The sequence below is a fragment of the Waterburya sp. genome (assembly GCF_058530065.1).
Genome location: NZ_JBZNBU010000117.1, coordinates 1 through 2,041, shown reverse-complemented (window position 1 = coordinate 2,041; position 2,041 = coordinate 1). Strand labels below are relative to the sequence as shown.

The 2,041-nt window shown below is 35.8% G+C and carries 2 protein-coding genes; one reads left to right on the top strand and one right to left on the bottom strand.

Going from position 1 to position 2,041, the window contains the following annotated elements; genetic code table 11:
• The coding region (locus AC33VI_RS07845; protein ID WP_491781713.1) for a hypothetical protein at positions 1 to 327 on the bottom strand (327 nt) is incomplete at its 3' end.
• Positions 328 to 477: 150 nt separating this feature from the next.
• On the opposite strand from AC33VI_RS07845, the gene AC33VI_RS07840 reads away from it, so the two are divergent.
• The gene (locus AC33VI_RS07840) at positions 478 to 1,809 is read left to right on the top strand and encodes a glycosyltransferase family 4 protein (RefSeq protein ID WP_491781712.1); all 1,332 of its coding nucleotides are present in this window, start codon (positions 478 to 480) and stop codon (positions 1,807 to 1,809) included.
• Positions 1,810 to 2,041 lie beyond the last annotated feature (232 nt).

Below are 2,041 nucleotides of genomic sequence, written 5' to 3'. Positions count from 1 at the left end.
TCTCAATTTAGTTCTGAACTCGATTATATTTTGGTAGTGACTATCTATTTTTTTTACTAGGGACTCTGGAATCTCTAGATTACTACTTTGTTGTAAATTAGATAATCTTATAACTATATTTCCAATTGCAAGTTGTTGATAAACGCTTTGGTCGAATAAGTCTAAGAAATTAGTATTCTCGATAATTTTTTCAACCCGATCTAAATCTCGTTGAATCTCTCTAATTTTTTGAATATCTTGATATTTTGCATCATTTAAAACATAAATTTTTTCCAATTCTATTTTAATTGAATTTATTTCATCTAAAAATAAGTTATTCTGAGACATTTTCACTACTAAAATTTAATAATTACCTGTATTTTTTCAACTATAATTTAAGTTAAATAAAAGACTCTTATCTAGTATAATTCCAACTTAATAAATAGTTTAAAAAGTATCTTTGAAAAATTACGATCGCAACTTACTACTATAAGCATAATGATAAATGAAAAACCAGCGATCGCGCTAATTCATAACTACGATCTAATTGATGAAGTAGTAGAGAGTATGAATATTACTTTTCAAGACTACTGCAACAATTTTACGGGTAGCTTCATGTTTGGCTATATTAAAGCCTTACAAAGTGCGGGGTTGCGTCCGATTTTGTTCTGTATTACCTCCCAGGTAAGCCAGCCGACTCGATTTGAACATTTGCCCACAGGGGCGACAATCTGCGCCCTACCACACCCGAAGATTTACAACGCTTATTTAGCAATTAAAAATAGATCCCTCAAAGCTTATGGTGCAAAGAAAGGACAAGCTTTTAAGGATGTAGAAGACAGTAACAGCATTCGCAGATCGGGTTTGAATGCGGTTAAAGATTTTATTAAAAGTGGTGGTACGTATCTAGCGACACCATTAAATTTATTAGCCCAAGAATTACAACGAGAAAATTGCCAAGCTTTTTTGTGTCAAGAATATGAATACGCCCGTTTTGATGCTTGCGTGGCGATGGGTAAAAGAATTAATTTGCCCGTATATGCTTGTTTTCAGGGATTAGATCGCACCCAAAGTATTCTTGAGTGGGGTTTTAGGCGTTGGGCGTTAGATAATTGTGCGGGTTTGATTATTGCTTCGGGAAGAGAAATTAAAAGAGTACAAAAAAAATACAATTTCCCTCAAGATAAGATCCATCAAATCTTTAATCCATTGGATTTAGTAGCGGGGGACTGTAACGGGAAAATTAGCACCAGACAAGAGTTAGGCATTTCCCCCACTGCGAAGGTAGTAGTTTGGCATGGTAGGGTAGAAATCGAGCAAAAAGGTCTAGATATTTTAGCTTTGGCTTGGCAAGAAATATGTCATAGTCGCCCTAAAGAAGATCTTTGTTTGTTGATTATTGGTACTGGTAGGGACGCACCGCGCTGGCAAAAGCAAATTGATAGTCTGAGTTTAGAGGAAATAGTTTGGGTAAACGAATTTATCAGCGATCGCCATCTTCTCAGTCGCTATCTTACCGCAGCCGATCTTTATACTCTTCCTTCTCGCAAAGAAGGCTTTCCCCTCGCACCCATAGAAGCAATGGCTTGCGGTTTACCCGTCGTGTTGGCAGATGCAGCAGGAATTAGGGATATTTTACCGCGAGAAGAAGAAGACGGAGGGCTTATTGTTCCTAGAGAAAATTCGACAGCTTTAGCAACGGCAATTGGTAAGTTATTGGACGATGAAAATTTGAGGAATGAGTTAAGTCAGAAAGCCAAACAAAGAGCAGAAAATAGCTTTTCTCTTCAAGGAATTGGCGAGCGAATGCGGAAAACATTTAACATTTAACATTTAGCATTTAACATTTAACATTTAGCATTTATTACTTATTACCTATTACCTAGTCTTAACGATGAAATTAGCTTTGCATAAATACTTATCGGTTTGTCAATTAGATTTGCGATCGCTGGTTTTGTTTAGAATGATTTTGGCATTAAATATTATTTTGATTTTTCTCAATCGATTTAATTTGATCGCCGATAATTATAGCGATCGCGGTACGTTATCTCGCAGTGAATTA